This is a genomic window from Cryobacterium sp. Hz9 (assembly GCF_004402825.1).
GTDB lineage: Bacteria > Actinomycetota > Actinomycetes > Actinomycetales > Microbacteriaceae > Cryobacterium > Cryobacterium gelidum.
On the sequence record NZ_SOFC01000001.1, the window covers coordinates 105429 to 127056 of the forward strand.

The window sequence follows — 21628 nt, forward strand, 5'->3', positions numbered from 1 at the left end:
GGCACGATATTGAAAGCCCCTGAACACAGCACAAACGAGGCCCCCGGATTAGAGTTAAAGAATGTTAGACCCCGAGGAGCTGTACGCACTCACCGCCGACGCCGATGGCGTGCCGGAAGGATTACACCTGATTGCTGGACTCACCGGCTTCGCGGATGCCGGTGGCGCGGTCGCGCAGTTCACCGACTACCTCCTGACCACACTGGATCACACCGTAGTGGCGACGTTCGATACCGACACCCTGCTCGACTATCGCGCCAGGCGCCCGATCATCTACTTCGATCAGGATCACCTGACCGACTACCAGCCGCCAACACTGCAGCTGTACCTGGCCCACGACGAGATCGGGCAACCGTTCCTGTTCCTGACCGGGTTCGAACCTGACTTTCGCTGGGAACAGTTCACCGCGGCCGTGCTGCAGCTCGTCGATCGGTTCACGGTCGCCTCGACGACCTGGGTGCATGCCATTCCTATGCCTGTTCCTCATACCCGTCCGATCGGCGTGACGGTCAGCGGCAACCGCTCCGATCTCATCGAGAATCGCTCGGTTTGGCGACCGCACACCCAGGTCGCGGCCAACGCCCTGCACCTGCTGGAATTCCGGCTGCAGGAACGTGGTGCCTCCACCGTCGGGTACGTGCTGCTCATTCCGCACTATCTAGGCGATACCGAATTTCCCGCGGCGGCCCTGAGCGCACTGGAGAGCACGAGTGCTTCGACCGGGTTGATCTTTCCGACCGATCGCCTGCGTGAAGCCAATCGAGAATTCGTCGCACGCATCGACGACCAGGTGCAGAGTAATCCGGAGCTGGCGAAACTCGTCGGCACCCTCGAACAACGCTACGACGCCTATATGGAAGGCAGTCAGCTGCGGTCGCCACTCACAGACGAAGACGGTGAACTCCCGTCGGCCGACGAGATCGCCGCGGAACTCGAGAATTTTCTCGCCCTGCGTCGCAGCCGTGACGATGGGGCCGCGAGCTAGGTTCGCTGTCCATCGCCAGCGGCCGCAAACCCAGTTCTCCGTCGGGTGGACGCGATAGATTGGATTGAGTGAACTCTCGTCGCTCCACCCTGATCTTTATCATCGGGTCCTTCGCGTACCTCTCGGCCGTGCTGCAGCGCACGTCAATGGGCATCGCGGGGGTAGCCGCCACAGAAAAATTCGGGGGCTCGGCCGCCATTCTCTCGAGCTTGGCCGTCGTTCAACTCATCGTCTACGCCGCCGCGCAGATTCCGGTGGGCGTGTTGATCGACCGGTACGGTCCGAGGGTTCTCATGATCACCGGCACGGCGCTGATGGTCGCCGGCCAGATCGCCCTGGCACTGGCTCCGGACATCACCGTCGCCGTCATCGGCCGCATTCTGGTCGGCGCAGGCGACGCGACCATCTTCATCTCGATGATCCGCCTCATCAGCTCCTGGTTCAGCGGTCGCATGGTTCCACTCTTGTCCCAGTGGATGGGCAACATCGGCCAACTGGGCCAGGTGCTCTCCGCGATTCCCCTCGCCTGGTTGCTCCACACGAGCGGCTGGACGCCGGCCTTCCTGTCGGCGGCCTCCGTGGCGGTGATCGCCCTGATCGTGGTGATCATTTTTGTGCAGGACCGGCCGAAAAATGTCACCGAGCACGTGCACGCCAACAGCCTCGGCATCGCGCTGACCCAGCTGCGGCACAGTTTCAAACGCCCCGGTACCCAACTCGGATTCTGGTCCCACTACGTGAGCCAATCCACCGGTACCGTCTTCACGCTGCTCTGGGGCTATCCGTTCATGGTCTTCGGCCTGGGCTATGAACCGACGTTCGCGGCCGGAATGCTCACGGTGCTGGTCGGAGCCGGCCTGGTTTTCGGCCCGATCCTGGGCCTGCTGACGGCGCGCTACCCGCTGCGCCGCAGCAACATCGTGCTCGGCATCGTGACGGGTATCGGCGCCGCCTGGGCGGTCGTGCTGCTCTGGCCTGGAGTTCCACCTCTCTGGACGATCGTGCTCTTGCTGGTGGTACTGGGTATCGGCGGCCCCGGCTCCCTCATCGGTTTCGACTTCGCGCGCACCTTCAACCCACAGCGCAGCCAGGGCTCGGCCAATGGCGTCGTCAATGTCGGCGGCTTCACCGCGAGCTTCGTCATGATGTACCTGATCGGGTTGCTGCTCGACCTGCAAAACGGATGGCGCGTCGCCGGGGGAGCGGCGAGTGACCTGTATACGCTCGACGCGTTCCGGGTAGCGTTCTCGGTTCAATACATCGTCGTCGGAATCGGCGTCGGCTTCTTAGTGCAGGCCCGGCGGCGAACCCGGCGCCAACTCTCCCGCGACGAGGGAATAGAAGTCGCACCGGTCTGGGTTGCATTATCACGCATCTGGAAACGGCGAGGTCCTCGATAGTAGTACGCGACGTGGCTTGTCGTCCAGACAAACCGTGCAATAATTATAGCTAGGACCCGTTCTGGTCTGGGGAACGCTGAATTCATTTCGGTGTGAGCATCCCCGGACTTGACATGGGTCCAAGTTCTGCCCAAAAACGCTTCTGCCTCCCGTCGGGTATCAGAAGCAGGTAAGACTCCGTATGAGAGGTGTTCGAATGGTAACCACCGTCAAGACCGAGGTGACCGACGAGTCCGTCACGACTTCCGTCGTACCGGCGGCCAAGAAGGCCGTCACAAAGGCCGCAGCGGCAAAGGCCGAGGCCGCCGCGACGAAGGAGACTGCAGCTGTCGGCGCGGTCGCCGAGAAGGCGGCACCGAAGAAGCGCGCTACCAAGGCCAAGGTCGTCAAGAAAGACGACGAGGCCGACGTCGAGGGCGGCTCTGAACCCGACGACGACGATTCTGACGATGACAGCACCAAGCGATCGGCGTCCACGGAACCGCTGCCCAAGGGAGCCCTCGTGCTCTCGCTCGTCGACGACGACGACGAAGTCCCGGTCTATTCCAGCGCCATCACCGGGGCCACGGCCGACCCGGTCAAGGACTACCTGAAGCAGATCGGTAAGGTCGCCCTGCTCAACGCTGCCGAAGAGGTCGAGCTGGCGATGCGCATCGAAGCAGGCCTGTTCGCCGAAGACAAGCTGTCGGAGATGACCGACGCCGAGAAGAAGAACGCCCTCGGACGCGAGCTGCAGTGGGTCGCCAAGGACGGCGCGCGAGCCAAGAGTCACCTCCTCGGCGCCAACCTGCGTCTCGTCGTCTCGCTCGCCAAGCGCTACACCGGCCGTGGAATGCAGTTCCTCGACCTGATCCAGGAGGGCAACCTCGGCCTCATTCGTGCCGTGGAGAAGTTCGACTACACCAAGGGTTTCAAGTTCAGCACCTATGCCACCTGGTGGATTCGTCAGGCGATCACTCGCGCCATGGCCGACCAGGCGCGCACCATCCGCATTCCGGTGCACATGGTCGAGGTCATCAACAAGCTGGCCCGGGTGCAGCGCCAGATGCTGCAAGACCTTGGTCGCGAACCCACCCCAGAAGAGCTCAGCCGCGAACTCGACATGACACCCGAAAAGGTCGTCGAGGTACAGAAGTACGGACGCGAACCGATCTCCCTGCACACGCCACTCGGTGAAGACGGCGACAGCGAATTCGGTGACCTCATCGAAGACACTGAGGCCGTGGTGCCGGCGGATGCCGTTGGCTTCACCATGCTGCAGAAACAGCTGGAAAGCCTGCTCGACTCGCTGTCTGAGCGCGAAGCCGGCGTGATCCGCATGCGCTTCGGCCTCGGCGACGGCATGCCGAAGACACTCGACCAGATCGGCGACACCTTCGGTGTCACCCGCGAGCGCATCCGCCAGATCGAATCCAAGACGATGGCCAAGCTCCGTCACCCATCCCGGTCGCAGTCCCTGCGCGACTACCTCGAGTAAACGTGACAGTGACAGGGCCAGCCCATCGCAACACCGGGTTCGTGCGGTCCCTGCGGTACGCCCCCGCGATTCTCATCGGTCGTGGCGTACGGGTTCTGGCTCGCTGGCGCAAACCGGGCGGTGGCTCAGCCATCCCCGGGGTCGTCGTCAACCGCATCGCCCCGGGCTTCCTAACCACAACGCTCAACGGATTTCCCCTCGGGCTTGTTATCGTGACCGGGTCCAGTGGCAAATCGACGACGACCAAGATGCTCGTCGCTGTCCTGCGTGCCCACGGCCTGGCCGTATTCACCAATCAGTCGACGGCCAACATCAGCCAGGGTCTGACCAGCGCTCTCCTGGAACGGGTCTCCCTGTCCGGGCGAATCACCGGTGATGTCGCCGTGCTGGAAATGGACGAAGGACACGGGGCGTTCATTGCCGCGTCACTGACTCCGCGAGTTGTCGCCCTCACCAACGTCATGGTCGACCAGATCGACCGATTCCACGACTCCGAAATGGTCGCCGCCCTGCTCGCGAAAATCGCCGCTCGCGCGGCGGACACCGTCGTGATCAACGCCGATGACCGATACCTCGCCGACCTTGGCGACGCCCTCGAACCCACTGTGCCGGTGGCCCGGTACGGGGTTTCCGCCGAGGTTCTCGCCCAGTATCCTCGCGGCCTGGGCTATGCCGAGACCGCATCGACCCGCCTGCCGCACGGCACCGGAATGCAGCTCACCCGCGTTCTCGGTCGGGACGCTGACGTGGAATTCGACTCTGTTGCCCACAGCATTCGCTTGCCGGCCCGCGGCATCCACTATGCCGTCGACGCCCTGACAGCATTGAGCACGGCACAGGCAACGCTGGGGCAGCTTTTTGATCCGGCCAGAGCGTGCGCCGCATTGTCAGCCATGCCGGCCGTCTTCGGTCGCGGCGAGGTCGTCACCGTTGGCGGCAAGACCATCGAGTTCGTGCTCGTACAAAACCCATCGAGCTTTCAGCTGAACGTCGACAGTCTCGAATCCGGCACCGAGCAGATTCTCGTGATCATCGGATCCGATGTCCGTGACCCGTCCTATTTTTGGCCGGTGGACACCTCAGGCCTCGGCCATGTGCTCATCGCCTCCGGGCTCAAGGCACACGACATCGCCCTGCAGCTGGCCTACGACAACGTCACGGTGGACCGCATTGAACCCGATGTCCCGACCGCACTCGATGCGTTCCTGGCGCTGCCCGATCCCGCATCCGGGGTGAAAACCATTATCTTCTCCGCCGACGGCATGCGGCGCACCCGCGCGCACCTCGGCCTCGTCTCGAATGCTGGAGAATCGTAAATGACCGTCACTTCGCTTCAGCGTCCGTTCACGGTCGTTTCGTTGCTGCCGCGCCTGCTCGACACCAACGGTGATGCCGGCAACGCCCGGGTGCTCGCTCAGCGGATTCGCTGGAGCGGTCACGACGCGCAGGTCGTCGACGTGCACTCCCGCGCTGACCTTCCCGAACACGTGGACGCAGTGTCGATCGGTTCCGGAACGGATGCTGCGCTCGTGCCAGCCCGAGACGCGCTACGAACCCTGGTTGAGGATCTGCGCGTCTGGTCCAACTCCGGCGTGCCCATCCTGGCCGTCGGTACCGGCTGGGAATTGCTCAGCTGGGGGATCGACCTGGCCGACGGCACCGTTCTGGAGGGTCTGGGTCTTGTGGCCGGTCAGGCCGTGCCCCGGGTGACCCGCGCCACCGATGACATCATCGTCGCATCGAAATACGGGCGTCTGATCGGGTTCGAAAACCACGCGCGCGATTATGTCGGCGCCGTAGCCAGTCCGCTCGGCCGGGTGGTCTACGGCTCCGGCAACGGCGATCGGACATCCGGACCACGGATCGAGGGCCTGACCATGGGGGAGGTGTTCTGCACCCACCTGCACGGCCCCGTACTCGCGCGGAACCCCGCACTTGCGGACCACCTGCTGCGGGCGGTGTTCACCCGCCACGGACTTGAGTATTCACGTGGCACAGCGGCGGAATCAGTCGATGAGACCGCGCAGGCCGCCCGCAATCAGGTCGCCGTGCGGGTGGGCCACAGCCCCGAATAACACATCATGAATATCGAATCCGAATCACGATCCCGGATACGAAAGAACCGCGCAGCCAGCTGGCCGGAGCCAGCCGCCTGCGCGGTATCGTTTTGCGGTCACTGCGTGACCGGCGTAAGCGGCTAGGAGCGCTGATCCTCGAGCAGACGACTTGATTCGTCGTGCCAGCTCTCGGCAATGCTCGCGAGCTTCTCTTGGTGCTTCCGGCCGTGATGCGCGCAGAACAGCAGTTCGCTGTTCTTCACGACGACACGAATGTAAGCCTGGGCGCCGCACGCGTCGCAGCGGTCTGCTGCCGTGAGCTGGTGGGGGCGGCCCTGGTTGTTTACCGCACCATTTTCGGTGACGTCTTGGGACATATTCTCCTCCTCCAAACTGAAATGCATGAACCCTCTTAGCTAATGTAAACACGCCGTGGGGCAGATGACGAGATGAACGGCCGGTATTTCGCTTACCGCGTAGACGTGCACTGGGCGGCGCTCGGCAATGACCGACCAGTCCGGCGCGAAAGATTGCCGGTTGCGGCCGGTATTCTTGGGTGTTGTGAGCTCTGACTATTCCGCGCGCCATCTTTCAGTCCTCGAGGGACTGGAGGCAGTGCGCAAACGCCCCGGCATGTACATCGGTTCTACCGACTCGCGCGGACTGATGCACTGCCTGTGGGAGATCATCGACAACTCCGTCGATGAGGCCCTGGGCGGGCACGGCGCCAGCATCAATATCGAGCTGCACCCGGACCAGAGCGTCGAAGTGCGCGACACGGCCCGCGGCATCCCGGTCGATATCGAACCCAAGACCGGCCTGAGCGGCGTCGAGGTCGTCTTCACCAAGCTGCACGCGGGCGGGAAGTTCGGCAGTGGGTCATATGCCGCGTCGGGCGGGCTGCACGGCGTTGGCGCATCCGTCGTCAACGCGCTCTCCGAGCGTCTCGATGTCGAGGTTGACCGCGACGGCAAGACCTGGGCGATGTCGTTCCACCGCGGCGAACCGGGCTTGTTTGCCGACCTGGGAGAGAAAAGCCCCGATGCCCCGTTCACCCCGTTCGAGAATCAAAGCGAACTGCGGGTGATCGGCAAGGTCAAGCGCGGTGTCACGGGAACCCGCATCCGCTACTGGGCCGACCGTCAGATCTTCACCAAGGGGGCCACGTTCCAGACCGACGAGGTACTCAATCGTGCCCGCCAGACCGCATTCCTGGTGCCAGGGCTCGCCATCGAGGTCGCCGACCGGCGCACCGATGAGCCGGTGATCAGCCTGTTCCAATTCGACGGCGGCATCTCCGAATTCGTCGAACACCTCGCACCGGATGCCCCCATCACCGACACCTGGCGGCTGACCGGGAGCGGAACCTTCAGCGAGACCGTCCCCGTTCTCACCGATAAGGGAGCCATGGTCCCGACCGAGCTCGTGCGAGACTGCGAGGTGGACATCGCGCTGCGCTGGGGCACCGGCTACGACACGATCGTGCAGAGCTTCGTCAACATCATCGCCACCCCTAAGGGCGGCACCCACCAGGCCGGCTTCGACCTGGGACTGCTGAAGTTTCTTCGAGCGCAGGTCGACCTGAACGCCCGCCGTCTCAAGGTCGGCAGCGACAAACTCGACAAGGACGACGTGATGGCCGGCCTCACCGCCGTGCTCACCGTGCGCCTGCCCGAACCGCAGTTCGAGGGTCAGACCAAGGAAGTGCTCGGCACCCCCGCGGTGCGAGCAATCGTCGCGAACGTCGTCGCGAAGGCTATGGCCGAGCGGTACGCCTCGCCCAAACGCGACGACAAGACACAGTCAGCGTTGCTGCTCGACAAGATCGTCGCTGAGATGAAATCGCGCATCTCGGCCCGGGCGCACAAGGAGACCCAGCGACGGAAGAACGCCCTGGAAAGTTCCTCCCTGCCGGCCAAGCTGGTCGACTGCCGCAGCAACGATGTGTCCACGAGCGAACTGTTCATCGTGGAGGGCGACTCGGCTCTCGGCACCGCGAAACTCGCCCGCGACAGCGAGCACCAGGCACTGCTGCCCATCCGCGGTAAAATCCTCAACGTGCAGAAGGCCTCCGTTGCCGACATGCTCTCCAACACCGAGTGTGCCTCCATCATCCAGGTGATCGGCGCCGGTTCCGGTCGAAGCTTTGACCTGTCAGCGGCGCGCTACGGCAAGGTGATCATCATGAGCGACGCCGACGTTGACGGTGCACACATTCGCACCCTGCTGCTCACACTGTTCTTCCGCTACATGCGACCCATGATTACCGAGGGCCGCGTTTTCGCCGCCGTACCGCCGCTCCACCGGGTCGTCGTCATGAATCCCGGCAGCAAGCCCAACGAGACCATCTACACCTACTCCGAGAGCGAACTGCACTCGGTGTTGCGCGCACTCGAGAAGAAGAACCGCCGATATCAGGACCCGATCCAGCGCTACAAGGGTCTCGGTGAGATGGATGCCGACCAGCTCGCGACCACGACCATGGAACGCGCCCACCGCACCCTGCGGCGCGTGCGCGTGGATGACGCTGAGGCCGCGGGACGGGTGTTCGAGTTGCTCATGGGCAACGACGTTGCCCCACGCAAGGAGTTCATCATCGAAAGCTCCGACAAACTCTCCCGCGACCGTATCGACGTCTAACCAGTCGCTTTCACGACCACGGAAGGCTAGATTTCGGCCCCGATGGCGCCAATGATGGCGTCGAGCATGACCCCGGAGGCGTCGCGGCGGGATCCGGACTCCGGCAGGGTACGCGGGATGCCGTCCGGTGCGACGGCGCGGGCGGGGGAGCGGCCGACCCAAGCCACCGCGAGGGTGTCTTCGCCCTTCAGGAAGCGTTGGGCACGCACGCCGCCGGTGGCGCGTCCCTTGGCCGGATATTCCGAGAAATCGCTCTGCTTCGCGCTGCCGGGGTCGGTGCCTGGCAACGTCTGACTGCTCGATGCCACTGTGGCCACGACGGCGGTGGTGACGTCCTCAGTCGAAAGGCTGGTGAAGAACACGACGGTTTCGCCCGGCGTCAGTTTGATTCCGGCCATGCCTCCGGCAGCTCGGCCTTGGGGGCGCACACCCGACGCGGCGAACCGCAGCAGCTGCGCATCCGATGAGATGAAGACGAGGTCGTCGTCCTCGGCGCCCTGCACGGCACCGACCACGTCGTCCTTCAGCTTGAGCGCGATGATCTCGAAGTCGGGTTTGTTGGCCCAGTCGCCGGGAGTGACCCGCTTGACGACGCCTTGCCGCGTGCCAAGCGCGATTGCCCGATCAGAGTCGAGCGAGACGATGGCCAGCACATGTTCCTTTTTATCGGGCAGCACGAGGTACTCGCTGATCCGCACGCCGGCCGCCAACTGAATGGACGTCGGCGGCATCACCGGAAGGTCGACGGGGGAGAAGCGGATGAGCCGGCCCCGGCTGGTCACCGCGCCCACCTCGGTGCGGCTCGTCGTGTCGAGCGTCGACAGCACGGCATCGTGCTTGCTGCGGCGCTGCGGCGGCTGGATCCGAGGAGGCATGGCGTCGTCGACCGCGACCAGATCGACACGGGCAATGCGCCCGGTCACGCTCAGGAAGACCCGGGTGGGGATGTCCTGCACTTCGAGGACTGCGGCCTGGCGTTTGGCGGCGGCCGCCGACAGTCCCGCGATGCTCGGCTTGGCCTCGGTCAGCACCGTGCGGCGCGGGGTGCCGAACTTCTCGGCCACCCCGCCCAACTCCTCGGAGACCAGGGAACGGATGGCGGCCTTGGACGCGAGCAGTTTCTCGAGTTTCGCGATCTCGGCGAGCAGCTGGTCGCGTTCGGCTGCGAGTTCAATACGAGAGAACTTGGTCAGGCGCCGCAACCGCAGTTCGAGAATGTACTCGGCCTGGATCTGGCTGAGGTCGAACACATCGATGAGTTTGGCCCTGGCTTGTTCGGTGTCGTCGCTTGCGCGGATGACCTGGATGACCTCGTCGATGTCGAGGATTGCCACGAGCAGACCGAGCACGAGGTGCAAGCGCTCCCTGCGCCGGGCGAGTCGGTAGGCAGAACGACGGGTGACGACCTCGATGCGGTGGTTGACGTACACGTGCAGCAGTTCGAGCAGGCCAAGGGTCTGCGGGGCACCATTGACCAGGGCGACCGCGTTGATGTTGAAGGAATCTTCAAGGGGGGTGTAGCGGTAGAGCTGCTCGAGCACGGCGTCGGGGCTAAACCCGGTCTTGATGCCAATCACCAGTCGCAGCCCCTTGGTGCGGTCGGTGAGATCGGTGACGTCTGAGATGCCGTTGAGTTTCTTGGAGTTGACGCCGTCCTTGATCTTCTCGATCACTTTTTCCGGTCCGACCAGATAGGGGAGTTCAGTCACGACGAGTCCGGTCTTGCGGGCGCTGATCGCCTCAACCGAGACTCGGGCGCGGGTCTTGAAGCTGCCGCGGCCGGTGCTGTAGGCATCTTTGATACCGGCCAGGCCGACGATGGTGCCGCCGGTGGGCAGGTCGGGGCCGGGCACGAACTCCATGATGTCGTCGAGCGCCGCATTGGGGTGGGCCAGCAGGTGCCGGGCGGCCCCGACGACCTCGATCAGGTTGTGCGGGGCCATATTGGTCGCCATGCCGACGGCGATGCCGCTGGTGCCGTTGACGAGCAGGTTGGGGTAGGCGGCCGGCAACACGTCGGGCTGGGTGAGCTGATTGTCGTAGTTGGGCACGAAATCGACGACGTCTTCGTCGAGATTCTCGGTCATTGCCAGTGCCGCAGCCGCCAGTCGGGCTTCCGTGTAGCGTGGCGCAGCCGGTCCGTCGTCGAGAGAACCGAAGTTTCCGTGCCCGTCGATAAGCGGCACCCGAAGCGAAAATGACTGGGCCATGCGCACGAGGGCGTCATAGATGGCGGTGTCGCCGTGCGGGTGCAGTTTACCCATCACCTCACCGACGACGCGGGCGCTCTTGACGTGGCCCTTGTCGGGGCGCAGCCCCATTTCGCTCATCTGGTACAGGATGCGGCGCTGCACGGGTTTCAAGCCGTCCCTGGCGTCGGGCAGGGCCCGGGAGTAAATCACCGAATAGGCGTACTCGAGGAAGGACCCCTGCATCTCCACCGATACATCGACATCTTCGATGCGCTCGGTGCTGGCTGTGCTGGCGGCTGGAGGGGTGCTGTCTGAGCGGCTCATTGGTGAATTCTGCTTCGAGCGTGCCGCGGCCACCGATCGAACTGGCCGTCGCTGCACTACGGAGGGAGCGCTCCTGGGAGCACCGGAAGGTTCGGGTTTTCGCCTGTGAAAGAATAAGACCCGATGCCCACCATGCTACCGGCCCGCCAATTCAGTGCCCTGCGCCTGGCCGATGTTCTCACCAGTTCCCTCGATGCCATATGCGGCCGGCCGAATCCACTAGGCCTTCCCGCAGTACGCAGGGCGGTGGTGATCCTGGCCGATGGGCTCGGCGTCAGCTCGATCCGCGCTCGAGCCGGACACGCCCGATTCTTGTCTTCCCGTCTCAATAAATCCAGCATCATTGACGGTGTTTTCCCCGCAACGACGGCGGCGGGAATCGCGACGCTCACCACCGGGGTGGAGCCGGGCCAGCACGGCCTGGTCGGTTACCAGGTGGTCGATGGGGCCCACGATCGCGTGGTGAACCAGCTCACCGGCTGGGACGACAATATGCAGCCGGCGACCTGGCAGCGCGCCCGCACCGTGTTCGACCGTGCTGCCGACGAGCGGGTGCCGAGCTTCGCCATCGGCCCCAAGCGATTCGTGGGCTCCGGCTTCACGCAGGCGGTGCTGCGCGGCGCCCGGTATGTTCCCGCCGATAAGGTGGCCGATCGATTCGCGGCCGCGCGCAGCATCCTGAACGAGAACCCGACCGCGCTGATTTACCTGTATGTGGCCGAACTCGACGTCGCCGCGCACGCGCACGGTTGGGAGTCCGACCGGTGGCTGGCCCAGCTTGAGAACCTTGATTCCGAAGTGACCCGCTTCGCGGCGACGCTGCGCTCCGACGAGGGCCTGCTTCTCACCGCCGATCACGGTGTGATCGACGTACCGAGCAATCGACACGTACTGTTCGACACCGAACCCGCCCTCGTCACCGGCGTGCGCCATGTTGCGGGGGACCCGCGGTGCGTGCAGCTCTATCTCGAGCCGCTGCAGTCCGCGGTGACCGCTGACACGCTGGCGGATGCCTGGCGGGCGTCGCAGGGAGACCGCGCCTGGGTCTATACCCGCGCCGAAGCCGTTGCAGCCGGTCTGTACGGCCGGGTGGCTGAGGAGGTTCTGCCCCGCATCGGCGATGTGCTCGTGGCCGCTCGCAAGTCAATCGCGTACTACGACTCCCGACCGGTGAACCAAAACGCCCGCGGCATGATCGGGCAGCACGGCTCCCTCACCGATGAGGAAGTGCGTGTGCCTCTAATCCGCGCGGGCACCTTCGAGAGATAGTTGTCCCCTTCCGGCGCTGAATCAGCGCCGGAAGGGCGAAACGTCACCGAGGCGACTAGACCGGGTACTGGCGGCGTTTCACCTGCGGCTTGGGCAGACGCATCGGCCGTAGCTGCAGCGCGCGCATGGCCGCATACCAGCGGATGCGTTCGGCGTTATCGGCGCCGAACTTGGCGTTGATCTTCTTGGTGAGGATGAAGCCGAGCACGACGCAGTCGATGATGGCGAGGATGAAGAAGGCCCAAAGCGCGAAGATGGCGTACACGTCGACGCTCGGAATCGTGGTGAGCAGGATGACGAGGAACATGATCGGAATCATCAGCTCGCCGACGTTGAAGCGTGCGTCGACATAGTCGCGCGCGTAGCGCTTCTGGAGCCCACGTTCACGGAGGGGCAGGTACTTGTCGATACCCGCAGCCATGCCGGCCCTGGCCACGTCGCGCGCGGCGGTCGACTTGGCGCGCGCCTGCTTCGCGGCCAGCTTGCGGTCATCGGGAACCAACGGGCGTTTGTTGGCCGCTTCCTGCTTCTTACGGGTGGGGGTCGCCTGACCCTTGCCCGCGTTGGGCGTGATTCCGAGGCGCGCTGCGGTCTCGTCGGAACTTTCGATCGACGGCTGGGCGTCGGGGCTTACGGGAGGCTTGGCCACATCAAATCCTTGCAATCGGGTGCCTTAAGATTACCCGTATGACTGGTAACCCACAGACAAATTCCCGTGCCGATGGCCGGAAGCCCGACTCGGCCGCCGATTCGACTGCCAATTCACAGACACGGGCTGCCCTTCGCAGCGCTGTCGAATCAGGCCTCCCCACCACGATCGCTGACCTCTGCGCGCTGGTGCGCATCCCCTCGGTGTCCTGGGCAGCGTTCGATCGTGCGCAGGTCGCGGCCAGCGCCGCCGCCGTCGCCGCACTGGTGCAGGGCCTCGACGTGTTCGAGTCGGTCGAGATCGTGCAGGCCGGCATTCCCGGCGGCACCGAATTGGGCCAGCCTGCGATCCTGGCTTCGCGTCCGGCCCGCAACGGCCGCCCGACCGTCTTGCTGTATGCCCACCACGACGTACAACCCCCCGGCAAGGACGAGGACTGGGAATCCGACCCGTTCACGCCGACCGTGCGCGGCGATCGGCTCTACGGCCGCGGTGCTGCCGACGACAAGGCCGGGGTCATGGCGCACATCGCCTCCATCCGCGCCCTCGTCGCAGCGGTCGGCCCCGACTTTGACCTGGGACTCGCCGTGTTTATCGAGGGCGAGGAGGAATTCGGCAGCCGCTCCTTCGAGACCTTCCTCGAAGAGAACCGGGAGGCCCTGCGCGGCGACGTGATCGTCGTGGCCGATTCGAACAACTGGGACATCAACACGCCGGCCATCACGACGGCCCTCCGCGGCAATGTCACCCTGCGACTGACAGTGCGCACACTCGCGCATGCCTCCCATTCGGGCATGTTCGGCGGAGCGATCCCCGACGCCATGCTCGCCACCGTCAAGCTGTTGTCCACGCTGTATCACGACGACGGCTCCGTCGCCGTAGCCGGTCTCACCAGCATCGACATGCCCACCCCCGACTATTCCGAGGAGCAATTGCGAGCGGAGACCGGGCTGCTGCCCGGCGTCACCCCGATCGGCCACGGCTCCATTCTGAGCCGCATCTGGTCGCAGCCCGCCCTGACCGTGACGGGCATCGACGCGCCCACCGTCGATAACGCCTCCAACACGCTCACCCCGACGGTGACCGTACGGATCAGCACCCGCATCGCCCCCGGACAGTCCGCCGTCGAAGCCGCCGCCGCGATCGAGGCACATCTGCGCGAGAACGCGCCGTTTGGAGCGGTCCTCGACATCGACGATGTGGATACCGGGGAACCCTTCCTCGTTGACACCAGCGGCTGGGCCGTGACCGAGGCTCGCGCCGCCATGACGGCCGCCTGGGGCGTGCCGCCGGTCGATATCGGTGTCGGTGGGTCCATCCCCTTCATCGCCGACCTGGTACGCACATTCCCGTCCGCTCAAATCCTTGTCACCGGAGTGGAAGACCCGGATTCCCGGGCGCACAGCCCGAATGAGTCCCTGCACCTCGGAGTCTTCAAACGCGCTGTCCTGAGCGAGGCCTTCCTACTGGGCAGTCTGAACGAGCGCGCCGACCACTGAAACAGCCACATCAACAGTCCACAGCCAAGGAAATATGCGATCGTGGGGAATGCCCCCATCGACTTTCTGGTTGTCGCTGTTAGAATTTTATGAGTTCGCAATCTATGACATCGCAATTGAGCGTGACTGCGTGAACCGAGGAGAAGCATGACCGACACCATGACCGAAACCGTCAGCGCTGCTGACACCGCACACGCCCCGGCAGCTGCCCATGGCGTCGGCCTCACCGAGGCCGCAGCGCTCAAGGTCCGCAGCCTGTTGACCCAGGAAGGCCGCGAGGACCTCCGTCTGCGCGTCGCTGTGCAGCCGGGCGGCTGCTCTGGCCTCATCTACCAGCTCTACTTCGACGAACGCGTGCTGGATGGCGATGCCCTCGTCGATTTTGACGGCGTCGAGGTCGTCATCGACAAGATGAGTGTCCCCTATCTCGACGGTGCCTCGATCAACTTCGAGGACACGATCGAGAAGCAGGGCTTCACCATTGACAACCCGAACGCCGGCGGGAGCTGCGCCTGTGGAGATTCGTTCCACTAACCAGTCACGTTCTGTGTACTGCTGAATGGCAGGGACATCATCTCTTCGATGGTGCCCCTGCTTTTTTTCTACCCGATCGCGCCTAATTTGAGCCAATGAACCCCGTCAACAGGGCTGGCCGCAAACAAATTATGTTCGACCCGACCCGGAGTGCACTTCGCGTGCGCTGTCGCGGAGTAAGCTAGAAATCGATCAAAACGCTTCCTGAGAAGTGTCCTCGAATCTCCCGAAAGGTCCCCGGTGCGCAATAATCACCGCCTTCGTTGGGCTGCTGTTCCGCTCGCAGCAACGTTAGCCGTTGTACTGGCCGGATGCACGCAAGCCCAGCTCCACGGTTTCCTGCCCGGTTTTGAAAACGAGGGCGAAACGGCGGTGACCAACCAGACCGATCGCATCGCCGGACTGTGGACCACCTCCTGGATCGTGCTCCTCATCGTCGGCCTCATCACTTGGGGCCTCATCATCTGGACGATCGTCGTGTATCGGCGCCGCAAGGGCCAGACCGGACTTCCAGTCCAGCTGCGGTACAACATGCCGATCGAGATCTTCTACACGGTCGTGCCGCTCATCCTCGTCGTCGGCTTCTTCGCCTTCACCGTGCGCGACCAGATCGAGATTGAAAGTCGATACGCGACCCCTGACGTGACTATTGAGGTACAGGCCAAGCAGTGGGCCTGGGACTTCAACTATGTCAACGAAGACGTTTTCTCACCTGGCATCCAGGCCCAGGACGACCCCAACGGCGCCCCCGGTTCACGAATCGAATCCAAACTTCCTGTTCTCGTGCTCCCCGTCGACAAGACGATTGAGATCGCGCTGGAATCTCGCGACGTCATCCACTCTTTCTGGGTCATCGACTTCCTCTATAAAAAAGACGTCATCCCGGGCAAGACCAACTACATGTCGGTCACTCCTCAGCGCATCGGAACATACGCGGGCAAGTGTGCCGAGCTGTGCGGGGAATACCACTCCCTCATGCTGTTCAATGTCGAGGTCGTATCTCAGGCTGACTATGAGACATACATCCAGTCTCTGCGCACCGCGGGTAACGTCGGGCAGCTCGACAACCAGTTTGACCGCAATCAGAATCAGCCGGGCACGAGTGCCCCGACGGCACCGGAGGGCAACTAAGCCATGACCACGACAATCTCACCCGTTGAGTCACGCCCGGCCGCACCGGTCTCCGACTCGGCCGAACGCAAGGGCAACGTACTCGTCCGGTGGATCACCTCCACCGACCATAAGGTCATCGGGTACATGTACCTGATCACCTCGTTCATCTACTTCTGCCTCGGCGGAGTCATGGCGTTGATCATTCGTGCCCAGCTGTTCGCTCCGGGGCTCGACGTAGTGCAGACCAAGGAGCAGTACAACCAGCTCTTCACAATGCACGGCACGATCATGCTCCTGATGTTCGCCACGCCGCTGTTCTTCGGCTTTGCGAACTTTCTGGTTCCGCTTCAAATCGGTGCTCCCGACGTCGCGTTCCCGCGGCTCAACGCCCTCGCCTACTGGTTCTTCAACTTCGGCAGCCTGATCGCCGTCGCCGGATTCCTCACCCCGCAGGGCGCGGCATCCTTCGGATGGTTCGCTTACCAGCCGCTGGCCAGCACGACGTTCTCACCCGGAGTCGGCGGAAATCTTTGGATGGTCGGCCTCGGACTTTCCGGATTCGGTACCATTCTCGGTTCCGTGAACTTCATCACGACCATCATCACCATGCGCGCTCCGGGCATGACGATGTGGCGGATGCCGATCTTCACCTGGAACTCGCTCATCACGTCCCTGCTCGCACTCATGGTTTTCCCGGTTCTCGCGGCTGCCATGCTTGCTGCCGCGTCCGACCGCATCTTCGGCTCGCACATCTACGACCCCGCCAACGGTGGTGCCATCCTCTGGCAACACCTGTTCTGGTTCTTCGGTCACCCCGAGGTGTACATCATCGCGCTGCCGTTCTTCGGCATCGTCTCCGAGGTGTTCCCCGTGTTCAGCCGCAAGCCGATGTTCGGGTACAAGACACTCATTTACGCGACCATTTCCATCGCGGCGCTGTCGGTCTCGGTCTGGGCGCACCACATGTACGTCACCGGATCGGTGCTCCTGCCGTTCTTCTCCCTCATGACCATGCTCATCGCAGTGCCGACCGGGGTCAAGATCTTCAACTGGATCGGCACCATGTGGCGTGGGTCCATCACCTTCGAGACACCCATGATCTGGGCCATCGGTTTCCTCGTCACGTTCACGTTCGGTGGACTAACCGGTGTCATCCTGGCGTCACCGCCGCTCGACTTTCACGTGTCGGACACCTATTTCGTCGTAGCGCACTTCCACTACGTGGTGTTCGGTACCGTCGTCTTCGCGATGTTCAGCGGGTTCTACTTCTGGTGGCCCAAGTGGACCGGCAAGATGCTCAATGAGAGCCTCGGTAAGTGGCACTTCTGGTTGCTGTTCATCGGCTTCCACACGACCTTCTTGATCCAGCACTGGCTCGGCGTGATGGGTATGCCTCGTCGCTACGCGACATACTCGCCCGACGATGGTTTCACCTGGATGAACCAGGTGTCCACCATCGGTGCCATGGTTCTCGCCGTGTCGATGATCCCGTTCTTCCTCAACGTCTACATCACCGCGCGCAAGGCACCACAGGTCACGGTCAATGACCCGTGGGGTTATGGCTCCTCGCTCGAGTGGGCAACGTCCTGCCCGCCGCCGCGCCACAACTTCACGTCCATTCCGCGAATCCGCTCGGAGCGTCCGGCCTTCGACCTCAACCACCCCGAAGCCGGCTTGCCTGTCGGCATCGGCCCGGGTAAGGATGCTCCCGACGCGGCGGTTTACGACATCGACTCGAATCAGGTTAAGTAAATGAAGACCAATGCAAGGCTGCTCTGGGTTCTGACCGTATTCTTTGCATTTATCACCGTCGTGTACGTCGCGTGGAGCCTGCTGGATACGAGCCACGGCAGGGTCGAATGGGCGGGTACCTTCATGCTCGGTCTGACCACCGTGCTCATGGCATTCGTTGCCTTCTACCTCGGTAGGGTGCACGCCGCACAGGGCGGTGAGCTCCCAGAAGATCGCCTCGATGGCAACATTGACGATGGCGATCCCGAGATGGGGTTCTTCAGCCCGTGGAGCTGGTGGCCGATCTTTCTGGCCGCATCAGCAGCGCTGCTCTTCCTCGGTCTGGCCGTGGGCATCTGGATCTGCTTCATCGGACTGGGACTCGGCCTCATTGCCCTCACCGGCTGGGTCTACGAGTACTACCGGGGCCTGTTCGCTCGCTGAGCGCGCGGCATGTCCAATACCGATCTCCTTCTAGGGAGGTCGGTATTGTTGTTCAACCTGTCAGCAGTGCCCAGCTGATTGCGGCCGCGGCGCCTGGGACAGGCGTGGTCGTCGAGTGTCGGAGGGCATGAGAAGCTGCCCATAGGCGGCCGCGGAATTCCCCGCTGACGGCCGGTAGAAGGGGGCAGCTCACGAAACGGAATAAATAACATGCTGAGGGTTTCGGGGTCGGCGCAGGGGACGGAGTTTTCCGGCGTTGGGTTGGCGGGGGATTGTTCCAGAGGGTGATCGCGGCGGTGAGTAGGTTCAGCCCTGACGCGCGGTAGCGTTGGTTGTCGTAGAAAGGGTCGCGGAGTTCGCCGAGTCGGTTGAAGAACACGGCGCGGGCGAGCGCAGTTCGTGCTTTCCCTTTGGTCAGGCCGGCTTGCACGCGTCGGCGGAGCTTGGGGTTCTGTATCCAGTCGAGAGTAAAGAGTGTGCGTTCGAGTCGGCCGAGCTCCCGAAGGGCTCTAGCCAGCCCGTTCTGCCGTGGGTAGCTGCCCAGCTTCCGGAGCATCAGCGACGCGGTGACGGTGTCGATCTTGATCGAGGTGGTGAGGCGCAAAATATCGTCCCAGTGGGCGTGGATGATTTTGGTGTTGATGCTGGCGCCGATCAGTGGCTTCAGGGTCGGATAGCTGTCGGAGGCGGCACCGCGGTCGGTGCGTTGGGCGAGTTCGGCCAAGGTCAGGGCCCAACGGCGGTCATCAGACAGAGCGAAGGTTCGCAGCCCCAGCCGGGTTTGCAGCTCGGCGACGTGCTCGACCCTGCTCTGTGGTCGCTTGTCGTACTTATCCCAGCTTTCAGTTCGAATGCCGAGCTGTTTGACGAGCAGTTCCATTAGGACAGCCTCGGGGATCTCGTCCACTCCGAGGGCGCCGCCGGGGAATCGGAGGTAACAGACCTGAACTGCAAATCCCAACCGGTTCTCCTCGCCCCGGCGTTGCCGGATAATCGCGAGGTCGGAATCGCTCAACGTGTAGTGCTGCACACGCTCCAGCGCATCGACCGGCAGAGCCAGTAATTCCCCCCGTTCGATCACGGTCAGAACTAGACGACGCGGCATGAATGCTCCTTCTCGAAAACGGAGGAAAACAAGAACCCCACCGACAGGCGCGACACGACCACAGAAAATTCGAGCAGGTGCACTCAGGCGATACCTTCGTCGTCTGGAAACTTGACCGGCTCGGCCGCACCGTGTATAACCTCATCGACGTCACCGAACAACTCCACACCGACGGAGTCGGCTTCCGTTCTCTGACGGACCAGATCGACACCACGATGCCGGCCGGCCGGTTCTTCTTCAACATCATGGCCTCGCTCGCGCAAATGGAGCGAGAACTCACGATCGAACGCACCCAAGCTGGCCTTGCCGCTGCCCGGGCCAAAGGTCACCTTCCCGGCCGGAACCGCCTCATGACAGACAGCAAAATCGCATCAGCAATAAAACTTCTCGAAGCAGGTATGACCCCACCCGACGTCGCGCGTGACCTGGGCGTCTCCATCCCTACGCTGTACCGGTGGATCCCCGCCCATGGAAGGCCGTAATTCCAGGCGTGTTAATAACGCCGACCGAAACACTATTGGTCCTATTTTCGATCGGCGTTAGCAGGCCGACCCGAGACTGTCGAGCTCCTCTTCACCGGATACCGCCACGCTCCGGTCACGGGAGGCCAATCGTGGACCGGACCCCTTGCAAAACAAGGATCGTGACCGAGGGCACCAAGTCACAGTGAACGCGCCTCCGGCCACTCATCGATGCCAACACCGTCCCGGCGTCAGCCCCACTTCGCCAGGCTGGCCCTGAAGACCAAGCGGCCCATCGACAGCGATGTCAAGGACGCCCACATGGCCAGCGCTGCATAAAACTTAAGACTAATACCCGGCTTCTGGCCCCCAAATGCATGTAAATCTAGGCTGATGTGGCCGCCGCCAAGAAACACGTCGTCTTGGGTAGTTTCGGTCACGGCATTTGTTTGTTCCTAGTTGGCTCGTTCCGCCAGGCCGAGGCGACCGCAGACGTCGGACGAGCCGGGAATCACGGCGGCCATTCCATCGGACATGACACAGACCGTGAGCGGGTCGGGGACAGGGTAGGAAAATGATCGGTCAACGGGATCTGAACGAACCCCACCCTCGATACTTGCGTCCAGGGCATGCTGGGCCCAGAGGTCTGAGCACGCGGCCAGGGCGTCGTTGATTGACACCGGACCCCCGTCGCTGTCGCCGATGGTGCCCTCGAGGCTGGTCACCCGAGCACCCGGGAATTCGCCCCAGAGGTTGAGTTCCGCTCTAGCGAAGCAATTGATGTGATCGGTTCTCGTCACCTGCGCTTGGACGGCCACGATGGCACCGGCAGTCAATACGAGGGTTCCAATGACTGCGGGGACTACCATCCGAACGCGTCGAGCACGACGAAGTCTCAGATTCTCTGGAGTTCCTGGTTCGGCAATGTTCACGAGGAGGGCTCGGATCGCCGCACTGCGGTTCGCAGTGAAGTGCGGTTCCGTCGGCGCGCTATTCATCATGTGTTTTCTCCCACAACTGATGGGGATGGTTGGATCGGGTTGTACTCGTTGAGGAAGACAGCGAGGTGTTGCTTTGCGCGAAATAGTCGGGATTTGACGGTGCCCGAAGGTATTCGAAGAAGCTGACTGACGTCCGTCATCGACAGGTCTTCTAGGACACACAGCAGCAGTATCTGTTGGTCCCGAGAGTTCAGATGCGCAAAGGCGCGCTGAACCGTGTTCCCTGTGGAGCCAAGGTCGATCGCGTCCAGCACCGCCTCACTGTGGTCAGGCACAGAATCCGGCGGTGGAAGCCTTCGGAGAAGTCGCTGGTGTCGGAGACCGGACCGAAGTTGATTCCGCGCCACGTTGTTAGTGGTTACTAGAAGCCACCCGAGGATGGACTCATCAACGAACCGAACTCGTGTTCTGCAACGCCAAGCTTCGAGGAACACCATCGCAGTAACATCCTCAGCCTCCGCCTGTGTGCGAACCAGCCGAAGGCTGTGACCGAAAACCCGATCCCGGTGGCGGTCAAACAGGACACCAAACGCGCGTCCATTCCCGCCGCGGACGTGCAACCACAGTGCGGAGTCTGTGGCTAGGAGATCAAAGGTGTCCATACTCAACAATGTCCGGCATGGAAGCATTGGTTCCATCCAATCCGCGTGTCGACGACGGTTGAAAATTGAGCCACTATCGACGGTGAAAACTGAGCCACTTGTTGTGTGTTCTATTGTGCCGCGTTCTCGGCGCGGACTGAAGGTA

18 protein-coding genes and 2 pseudogenes are annotated in these 21628 nt (G+C 62.9%); 13 read left to right on the forward strand and 7 right to left on the reverse strand.

Translation table 11 applies throughout. The features are described from left to right. The first annotated feature begins 61 nt into the window (after window positions 1-61). From E3N85_RS00460 to E3N85_RS00480, 5 genes are all read left to right on the forward strand, one after another. Window positions 62-985 carry a proteasome assembly chaperone family protein gene (locus E3N85_RS00460; protein ID WP_134458303.1) on the forward strand — a complete coding sequence of 308 codons (924 nt, stop codon included), beginning with the start codon at window positions 62-64 and terminating at the stop codon, window positions 983-985. A gap of 68 nt (window positions 986-1053) precedes the next feature. Next, window positions 1054-2385 carry a nitrate/nitrite transporter gene (locus E3N85_RS00465; protein ID WP_134458305.1) on the forward strand — a complete coding sequence of 444 codons (1332 nt, stop codon included), beginning with the start codon at window positions 1054-1056 and terminating at the stop codon, window positions 2383-2385. 196 nt (window positions 2386-2581) lie between these two features. Further along, a complete protein-coding gene (locus E3N85_RS00470) occupies window positions 2582-3862 on the forward strand; it encodes an RNA polymerase sigma factor (protein WP_134458307.1) in 1281 nt (426 codons plus the stop codon). Window positions 3863-3870: 8 nt separating this feature from the next. Beyond that, window positions 3871-5178 carry a MurT ligase domain-containing protein gene (locus tag E3N85_RS00475; protein ID WP_134458309.1) on the forward strand — a complete coding sequence of 436 codons (1308 nt, stop codon included), beginning with the start codon at window positions 3871-3873 and terminating at the stop codon, window positions 5176-5178. Further along, window positions 5179-5937 (forward strand): type 1 glutamine amidotransferase, encoded by a 759-nt coding sequence (locus E3N85_RS00480; protein WP_134458311.1) that lies wholly within the window; start codon window positions 5179-5181, stop codon window positions 5935-5937. A 122-nt stretch (window positions 5938-6059) separates the two neighbouring features. On the opposite strand, the gene E3N85_RS00485 is transcribed toward E3N85_RS00480, so the two are convergent. After that, entirely contained in the window at window positions 6060-6296 is a 237-nt protein-coding gene (locus tag E3N85_RS00485; RefSeq protein ID WP_134458313.1) for a hypothetical protein, read from the reverse strand. A gap of 127 nt (window positions 6297-6423) precedes the next feature. Here E3N85_RS00485 and E3N85_RS00490 point away from each other — a divergent pair, with 127 nt between their 5' ends. Next, window positions 6424-8559 (forward strand): type IIA DNA topoisomerase subunit B, encoded by a 2136-nt coding sequence (locus E3N85_RS00490; protein ID WP_134458315.1) that lies wholly within the window; start codon window positions 6424-6426, stop codon window positions 8557-8559. Window positions 8560-8585: 26 nt separating this feature from the next. Here E3N85_RS00490 and E3N85_RS00495 read toward each other — a convergent pair whose 3' ends face one another. Beyond that, window positions 8586-11075, reverse strand: coding sequence for a DNA topoisomerase (ATP-hydrolyzing) subunit A (locus E3N85_RS00495; protein ID WP_134458317.1), 2490 nt, complete (start codon window positions 11073-11075; stop codon window positions 8586-8588). A 123-nt stretch (window positions 11076-11198) separates the two neighbouring features. On the opposite strand from E3N85_RS00495, the gene E3N85_RS00500 reads away from it, so the two are divergent. Further along, the gene (locus E3N85_RS00500) at window positions 11199-12344 is read left to right on the forward strand and encodes an alkaline phosphatase family protein (RefSeq protein WP_174722441.1); all 1146 of its coding nucleotides are present in this window, start codon (window positions 11199-11201) and stop codon (window positions 12342-12344) included. A gap of 55 nt (window positions 12345-12399) precedes the next feature. Here E3N85_RS00500 and E3N85_RS00505 read toward each other — a convergent pair whose 3' ends face one another. After that, the gene (locus E3N85_RS00505; protein WP_134458319.1) at window positions 12400-12993 is read right to left on the reverse strand and encodes a DUF3043 domain-containing protein; all 594 of its coding nucleotides are present in this window, start codon (window positions 12991-12993) and stop codon (window positions 12400-12402) included. A 38-nt stretch (window positions 12994-13031) separates the two neighbouring features. Between E3N85_RS00505 and E3N85_RS00510 the strand changes: the two genes are divergently transcribed. The 5 genes from E3N85_RS00510 (at window position 13032) to E3N85_RS00530 (ending at window position 18314) form a co-directional block, all read left to right on the forward strand. After that, a complete protein-coding gene (locus E3N85_RS00510; RefSeq protein WP_134458321.1) occupies window positions 13032-14492 on the forward strand; it encodes a dipeptidase in 1461 nt (486 codons plus the stop codon). A 147-nt stretch (window positions 14493-14639) separates the two neighbouring features. After that, the gene (locus E3N85_RS00515; protein WP_134458323.1) at window positions 14640-15026 is read left to right on the forward strand and encodes an iron-sulfur cluster assembly accessory protein; all 387 of its coding nucleotides are present in this window, start codon (window positions 14640-14642) and stop codon (window positions 15024-15026) included. A 240-nt stretch (window positions 15027-15266) separates the two neighbouring features. After that, entirely contained in the window at window positions 15267-16157 is an 891-nt protein-coding gene (gene coxB / locus E3N85_RS00520; protein ID WP_134458325.1) for a cytochrome c oxidase subunit II, read from the forward strand. A 3-nt stretch (window positions 16158-16160) separates the two neighbouring features. Next, the gene (gene ctaD, locus E3N85_RS00525; protein ID WP_134458327.1) at window positions 16161-17891 is read left to right on the forward strand and encodes a cytochrome c oxidase subunit I; all 1731 of its coding nucleotides are present in this window, start codon (window positions 16161-16163) and stop codon (window positions 17889-17891) included. Further along, window positions 17892-18314, forward strand: coding sequence for a cytochrome c oxidase subunit 4 (locus E3N85_RS00530; protein WP_134458329.1), 423 nt, complete (start codon window positions 17892-17894; stop codon window positions 18312-18314). It abuts the gene before it with no gap. 274 nt (window positions 18315-18588) lie between these two features. Here the strand turns inward: E3N85_RS00530 and E3N85_RS17055 are convergent. Beyond that, a pseudogene (locus E3N85_RS17055) lies at window positions 18589-19419 on the reverse strand (Tn3 family transposase); the annotation flags it as partial. A gap of 62 nt (window positions 19420-19481) precedes the next feature. On the opposite strand from E3N85_RS17055, the pseudogene E3N85_RS00540 reads away from it, so the two are divergent. After that, window positions 19482-19901, forward strand: a pseudogene (locus E3N85_RS00540) (recombinase family protein); the annotation flags it as partial. 230 nt (window positions 19902-20131) lie between these two features. Here the strand turns inward: E3N85_RS00540 and E3N85_RS00545 are convergent. From E3N85_RS00545 to E3N85_RS00555, 3 genes are all read right to left on the reverse strand, one after another. Next, on the reverse strand, window positions 20132-20320 hold the full coding sequence (locus E3N85_RS00545; RefSeq protein ID WP_134458333.1) for a hypothetical protein: 189 nt from the start codon (window positions 20318-20320) through the stop codon (window positions 20132-20134). 15 nt (window positions 20321-20335) lie between these two features. Beyond that, entirely contained in the window at window positions 20336-20749 is a 414-nt protein-coding gene (locus E3N85_RS00550; RefSeq protein WP_134458335.1) for a hypothetical protein, read from the reverse strand. Between the two features lie 128 nt (window positions 20750-20877). Then, window positions 20878-21519, reverse strand: a complete 642-nt coding sequence (locus tag E3N85_RS00555; RefSeq protein WP_370288921.1) for an RNA polymerase sigma factor — start codon at window positions 21517-21519, stop codon at window positions 20878-20880. Window positions 21520-21628 lie beyond the last annotated feature (109 nt).